Origin of the sequence: Streptomyces sp. NPDC005811 (genome assembly GCF_040630405.1) — a bacterium.
Lineage (GTDB): Bacteria > Actinomycetota > Actinomycetes > Streptomycetales > Streptomycetaceae > Streptomyces.
The window spans coordinates 1-5,704 of record NZ_JBEXXK010000122.1 but is presented as its reverse complement, the minus strand read 5'-3'; the positions used below and the strand labels follow the sequence as shown (position 1 = coordinate 5,704).

The window sequence follows — 5,704 nt, the reverse complement described above, 5'->3', positions numbered from 1 at the left end:
GGAAGAGCCCTATCGACTACGAACACGACTACTGGGCCAGCTTCACCGAGGAGCTGGCTGCATAGGAAGGTCTCCACAGTTCGAGGGGATTGACACAGCCGGGGATCGGGGCGCTCGCCCGCTGGGCAGCCAGTTCGTCGGCATCGACACCCACTGGTTCGAGGTCGGAATGAAGGTGTCGGGCATCTCGCCGACGAACACTTATCCGCGTCGGCCGCCGACGGGGCCAGGACGACGAAGCCTCCAGGCCCCGCGCTCGCAGTTGCTGATCAATGGCTTGGGAATCTGCGGCTCGGGCGGGACCGGGCGGGCGCCGTCGATGTCGCTGCGCCCGCCGGGCTCGCTGCGACGTAGCCGGGCGCCGCGAACACCATGTCGGCACGCAGGCTGCCACGGGCCGGAGCCAGGAACGTGCCGCCCATGGGCAGCACGGTCTCCGTGGACCAGGCCCTGAGCCGTCGGCCGCCGCAGGCGAGCTGGTGCTTGCGGGCTGCGTCGGCTCGGGCGGGGTCTGGAGGAAGGCGTCCAAGACGTCGGTCACGACGCGGGCGTGCTTCGCGCCGGAGGCCGCTGCCGCCTTCGCGGTGCCGCCCATCTCCCGGGCCGGACCGTCGAGGACTCTGGCGCCAAGTTGAAGAGGACCGGTCGTAAGGGAAGACGCTACAGGTCTGGGTTCCGGTCAGTGCTGTGTCGGAGAGGCCTCACGACTGATCAGGAAGAGAGCTCGGTCATCAATGACTTGATCCGGCACTGCATTGATGAGGTGCCACGATGCGCCGTGCATTCCGTTGGTTGCATAGCGGTCGGCTTCGTCGGTGAGGTGGTCGATGCCCTCGTCGATGTCGCGGTGAAAGGACGAGACCAGGCCGTCTGTGAAAAGCATCAGGACATCACCGGGGCGAAGTGAGCCCTTGACTGGATCGTACGGGTCACCGTGGTACAGCCCGAGGAGCGGCCCTTGAGCCTTCTTTTCTTCCCAGCGGCCGGTGTCCGCGCTGCGTTGCAGACCTGGCGGATGGCCGGCGGAGAAGAGTTCGTAGTCGCCTGAATCAAGATCCAAGGCGAGGTGTACGGAAGTCGCGAAGCCGTCGTCCCAGTCCTGCCGCAGCAGGTATCCGTTCGCTGCTGGGAGGAACGCACGGGGCGGGAGCGAGCCCAGCAGACCGCTGAAGGCACCGGACAAGAGCACCGCGCGTGAGCCTGCGTCCGGTCCCTTGCCGGAAACGTCCGTCATTGCGGCCTCCAACATGCGGCCACCATTAGTGAGCGTCGCGACAACGAAGTCACCTGAGAAGGAGTAGCCCTCTGCCGGGCGCAGTGACATTTCCCGGTGCCAGCCTGGCGGCAGTTGTGGCAGCTTGCTCTGTACCCGGATGTGTTCCCGCAGGTCGATCATCATGGCGCGGTGCGGCCTCGGCGATTCGTCGCCGCTGCGGGGCGGTTGCCAGTTGTTCGGGGTTGTCCGGGACAACCTTGTGGACTGATCAGTCTGCTCCGCGACGGAGGGAGCCTGATATTCGAGTGCACGATGCAGTTGTCCAGGCACGATCGTGACTTCCGAGCTGTCAGTGTCTGTGGCAGGGCAGGCTGCGTATGCCCAGTAGCCCGTGTCGTCGCCTGCTTGCAGGACGGCTTCGTGCCCTTCGTTGAGAACTGCGCGCGCTTTGTCCAGCGCCTGTTCTACATCGTTGAGGCCTTGATCATCCGGCAATGTCGCGAGCAGCTCAGGCTGAGGTACTCGCGGAGCCAACTCCTCTGGGTGAGTCGAACCGCCGTTTCCCATCCGAAGGTGGAGCTCAAGGAGTTCGTCCTCCAGAATCTGGATGCGGCGGGCCGCGTGATCGGCAACTTGCTGCGCGGTGTCCCGCTCGCGTTCGGCGCGTGACAGCTGTGTGCTGAGGTCTGATTCCTGTTGTCGTGCTCGGGACAGGCGTGATTCCAACGTCCTGTGGGCCTGCGGCTCCCGTCCCTGCAGCGCACGCAGGGTATCGACCTGGCGCATGAGTTCCGCGACCCTTGCCTGGGTCTGGCCGAGCATAGCGAACAGCAGCGTGGCGATTTGCAGCGCCTGGTGCCGCCCGCGCTCGCTCGCCTCGTAGGCCGTATGAAGACGCTGCAATTCCTGGTAGATCTCGATGGTGCGGTCCTTGGCCGCCAGCAACTCTTTAGTGAGAGCCATCTCCTGCGCTTCCGCAAGCGGCGTGGGACTGTACTGCGCTCGGTCCCAGAGCGCCCTCGCTTCCTTGAGGCGTGGCTCGGAGCGGTCGCGGGGCTCTTGCGGGAAGCACACGTCGGCCATGCCCTCGACAAGGTCCCACTCCAATCCGTCACCGGCCAGCAGGTCACGCAACCGGCGCAGCTCCGGTACAGCTCCAGCAACGAAGTGGTCCGCTGTAAGCCTCTGGTGGAGCTGCTTCACGGAGATCGCTGACTCGTCAATCCAGGAGCGGATCACCTCAACAAGCCGGTTGATCTCTGTACACGACCCCCGTGGCGGCGCCCATGGCCTTCCCGGACGACTCCCTTTACCCCCCACGTGCCTTCCCTCTCTCAGCTTTTTTCGGCGTACAACCCCCTGTTGTCACCGGAGAACCATCCAACAGGCCCACATACCAGGTCCGCTCAGAGATCGTCGTTTCCATCGCTCATACGACATGATCCAGGCGGTGCCTTCATGAACACCCCGTTTGCCGTCACGCTTCTCGTACTTGCTGTGGCCGTCTTGTTCTCCATCACAGCCGCAGTGATTGCCTTCGCTCTGGCCCGCTGGGACGGCGTCACAGTCCCAGCCGCGCTCACACGCAGTGGTGTCGCCTTCGGCGCGTGCCTCACTCTGTGCCTGGCTGCCCTCTCCGCCGTAGCACGATGACCTCTGTCAGCGGCCTACCGACTCGGGGTATCGCTCGCGACGCCGATACGACGCGTGCTGAATCCAATACATGCCGCACGCCGGAGCGACCGAGGTCCCTGACATCGGAGGGGCGGGCTGATCACTTCCCCTGCCGATCAGCCTTCGTGGGATGCCCGGCGGATCGTGCCTTATCGACACTCCGCTGCCGCGCGCGTGCTCGCGGAGCCGATCGCAAGGTTTCGGCCGGATGTTCCGACGAATCGAACCTGCGGTGTCTGTTCGGCTACGTCCGTCACGGCCCGGTGACCGGCGTCGGCATCTGCCGCGTAACGCCGGGCTGGGGGCGGATGATCGCGTCTCCGGTTCTACGAGAGGGGCTCTTGAATGCTGGCCAGGTTGAAGGGGGCTGTGACGGCGGTCGTCGTCGCAGGGGCGCTGCTGGCGCCGGTGGCGCTGGCGTCGGAGGCCGCGGCGGCGACATGCGTGCGGCACACGACCGGGGTGTGCAAGGCCAACAGCCCGCATCCGCGCGGGGCGACGGCGAAGTGCAAGGACGGCACCTACTCCTACAGCGCCCACTTCCGCGGCACCTGCTCCGGCCACCGCGGCGTGAAGTACTGGTACCGGTAGGACCGCGGACTTCGCGTCCCGCCCCGGCCAGAGAGCAGGGGCGGGACGCACCTCATCCGGGCCGACGATCCCCCGGTGCGGCGCTGTCCGGGGCTGCCGACTCCCTGCAGTCAGTGCATGTGGAGGGCGCCCGGGTAGGCCCGTCCTTCGAGGTATGCCTGCATGCTGGCCAGGATGCCGGTGATGCGGTTTGGTCCCCAGGAGGCGACGTCGGCGTTGACGGGGGCTGCGGTGGTGACGAAGTTCAGGATGAAGGCGTCGCGCAGGAGCAGGTAGGGCTTCAGGAGGCGGGAGAAGTCGGTGGGCAGGGGGCGTACCTGGGTGTAGCCGTCCAGGTAGGCGCGGGCGAATTCCTCGTAGGCACCGGGTTCGGGGTGGGCGATGCGGTGGACGGAGGACAGGACGGTGGCGATGTCGAGGAGGCAGTGGCCGGTGCCGCAGTCGTCGAAGTCGATGACGCCGACGCCGCCGTCGGGCCGGGCGATCATGTTCTCGCGGTGCAGGTCGCCGTGGATCCTGCCCCGGTCGTCCGGGCCGCCTTCCTCGAGGGCCGGGGTGATCAGCTCGGCAACCTTGCGCAGCGCGGCGGTGCCGTCGGTGCCGAGCTGCTCGTGGGCGCCCGCGCCGGTGAGGGCGTGACCTTGGTGGAGGATCGTCTGCGCGTCCCAGACCGGCCGGTCAAAGTCGGGCAGGTGCACCGTGGCCTCGTGCTCCTGGACGGCGATCTGGTCGTATGGGACGCGGCGGGCCAGCTCGCCTTCGAGTAGCTGCAGAACCGGCTGCAACGAGCGGTGCCCGGGCCGCCCAGGCCGCAGAAGAGTGGCCATCCCACTTCGTCGCGTTCGATCTGCTGCGGCTGTCCGGGACCGACACGGCTTGCGTGACGGGCGTCGCGGCCGCGGTGCTGCGGCGGCCGCTCAGAGATGGCCGTCCAGAAGCTCCCGTACCTCGGCGATGGTCATAGGTCCCGTGCCGTGCGCCACCGCCTCTCCCTCCTTCAGCAGGACGTAGGACGGGGCTCCGGTGATCCCGTATCGCTCGGTTGCGGCCGGACAACGCGTGATGTCGGTGCGGACGGCCGTCAGGCGGCCCGTGTATTCGTCAGCGACGCCACCCACGACGAGGTCCATCACCCGGCAGGGCTCGATTGCCTTGGGCCATGTCCCAGTGAAGTATGCGAGAACCGGAACTCCGCTCATCCCGAGGATGAAATCAAACTCCGCGTCCTCACGGGGTTGGTGAACCCGCTTCGCCATGGAAGCTCCTGACCTCGCGTTCCGTCATTCCAGCCCCATCATCCCCCGCGCGGTGCGGCAGGCCGGCCCCGGTCGGTCGTCCGGCTGACCTGTCGGAACGGAAGCACGGGGCCGTCGCAGAACCACAGTGGTCCCCGGCGCGAGCGGCCCAGCCCCCGCCCCTGGTGACCCGGCCCGCCCCGCCCCGCCGGTCACCCAGCTGCAGCCCGCAACGCGCCCGTCGGTCAGCTCGTACCAGGACAGGTCGATGCGGGCCGACGGTTCAGCTCGACGCGAGCGCGCGGCTGGTGATCCCCGGTCAGCGGCGGCCGGTGGCCAGGATGACGAGGAACTGGCCGCCGCCCGCCTCGATGTCAGCGGTCACCGGCAGCCCCGGTACCAGTCGGGAGAACCGGTCCACCAGCCACTCCGCCGTCTCTTGGGCGTCCTGCCTGGTCGGACAACGGCCCACCATCTCGCGGCCCCCCTTGCGCTCCAGCCTCGCGGCAACGGTGATCAGCGACGCGGGTTCGACCACGTACAGGCGCTCCGGCCAGGCGATGACCACCTTGACCGCGCCCTTGCGGGTGTTGCACCCGCGGTGCGCGAGCCGCTCGGCGACCTTGGCCTTCCGGTCGGCGGTCCGGCTGTCAACGCTGGGCCCCTGCGAGTCGTTCACCGATTTGTCGGGGTCGACCGGTCCGTCACACACCCAGCACCGCCAGCCGTCACGCTCTGCCACATCATGAAGGAGACTCATCCGAGCAAGCTAGCCTGCCCAGCCGCCACCCCGCGCGCCAGGGCCTCGGCAATCAGGCGAGCCGGGGAACCGGCGAGTCGGGCGCCCACCCGCACAATCCGCTTCCATCCGCGGACCGCGAGAAGCAGAGCGGGCTAGCGCGTGTCTCTTTGATGGGTTGGTCAGTTGATCGGATGTGTCTGTCCGGTTAGTGATCACTGATGCGATGTGGGACCGGATCGAGCCGCT

The 5,704-nt window shown here is 67.3% G+C and carries 4 protein-coding genes and 1 pseudogene; 1 reads left to right on the top strand and 4 read right to left on the bottom strand.

All coding sequences use genetic code 11. The features are described 5' to 3' along the window. Positions 1-679: 679 nt before the first annotated feature. A pseudogene (locus tag ABZ490_RS51885) lies at positions 680-1,399 on the bottom strand (PP2C family protein-serine/threonine phosphatase); the annotation flags it as partial. A gap of 1,836 nt (positions 1,400-3,235) precedes the next feature. Here ABZ490_RS51885 and ABZ490_RS51880 point away from each other — a divergent pair. Next, complete coding sequence (locus tag ABZ490_RS51880) at positions 3,236-3,481, top strand: DUF3761 domain-containing protein (protein WP_359007997.1); 246 nt, start codon at positions 3,236-3,238, stop codon at positions 3,479-3,481. 110 nt (positions 3,482-3,591) lie between these two features. On the opposite strand, the gene ABZ490_RS51875 is transcribed toward ABZ490_RS51880, so the two are convergent. The 3 genes from ABZ490_RS51875 to ABZ490_RS51865 all read right to left on the bottom strand — a co-directional run bounded on the left by ABZ490_RS51875 (position 3,592) and on the right by ABZ490_RS51865 (position 5,476). Beyond that, positions 3,592-4,308 carry a phosphotransferase gene (locus ABZ490_RS51875; protein WP_359007994.1) on the bottom strand — a complete coding sequence of 239 codons (717 nt, stop codon included), beginning with the start codon at positions 4,306-4,308 and terminating at the stop codon, positions 3,592-3,594. Positions 4,309-4,398: 90 nt separating this feature from the next. Further along, the gene (locus tag ABZ490_RS51870) at positions 4,399-4,737 is read right to left on the bottom strand and encodes a thioredoxin domain-containing protein (protein ID WP_359007991.1); all 339 of its coding nucleotides are present in this window, start codon (positions 4,735-4,737) and stop codon (positions 4,399-4,401) included. A gap of 298 nt (positions 4,738-5,035) precedes the next feature. After that, the gene (locus ABZ490_RS51865) at positions 5,036-5,476 is read right to left on the bottom strand and encodes a hypothetical protein (protein WP_359007988.1); all 441 of its coding nucleotides are present in this window, start codon (positions 5,474-5,476) and stop codon (positions 5,036-5,038) included. Between the last annotated feature and the right edge of the window lie 228 nt (positions 5,477-5,704).

Bases quoted from the DNA above. Each gene is read 5' to 3' on its own strand.
- ABZ490_RS51870 (WP_359007991.1), bottom strand. From the start codon at position 4,737: ATGGCGAAGCGGGTTCACCAACCCCGTGAGGACGCGGAGTTTGATTTC.
- ABZ490_RS51865 (WP_359007988.1), bottom strand. From the start codon at position 5,476: ATGAGTCTCCTTCATGATGTGGCAGAGCGTGACGGCTGGCGGTGCTGG.
- ABZ490_RS51880 (WP_359007997.1), top strand. From the start codon at position 3,236: ATGCTGGCCAGGTTGAAGGGGGCTGTGACGGCGGTCGTCGTCGCAGGG.
- ABZ490_RS51875 (WP_359007994.1), bottom strand. From the start codon at position 4,308: ATGGCCACTCTTCTGCGGCCTGGGCGGCCCGGGCACCGCTCGTTGCAG.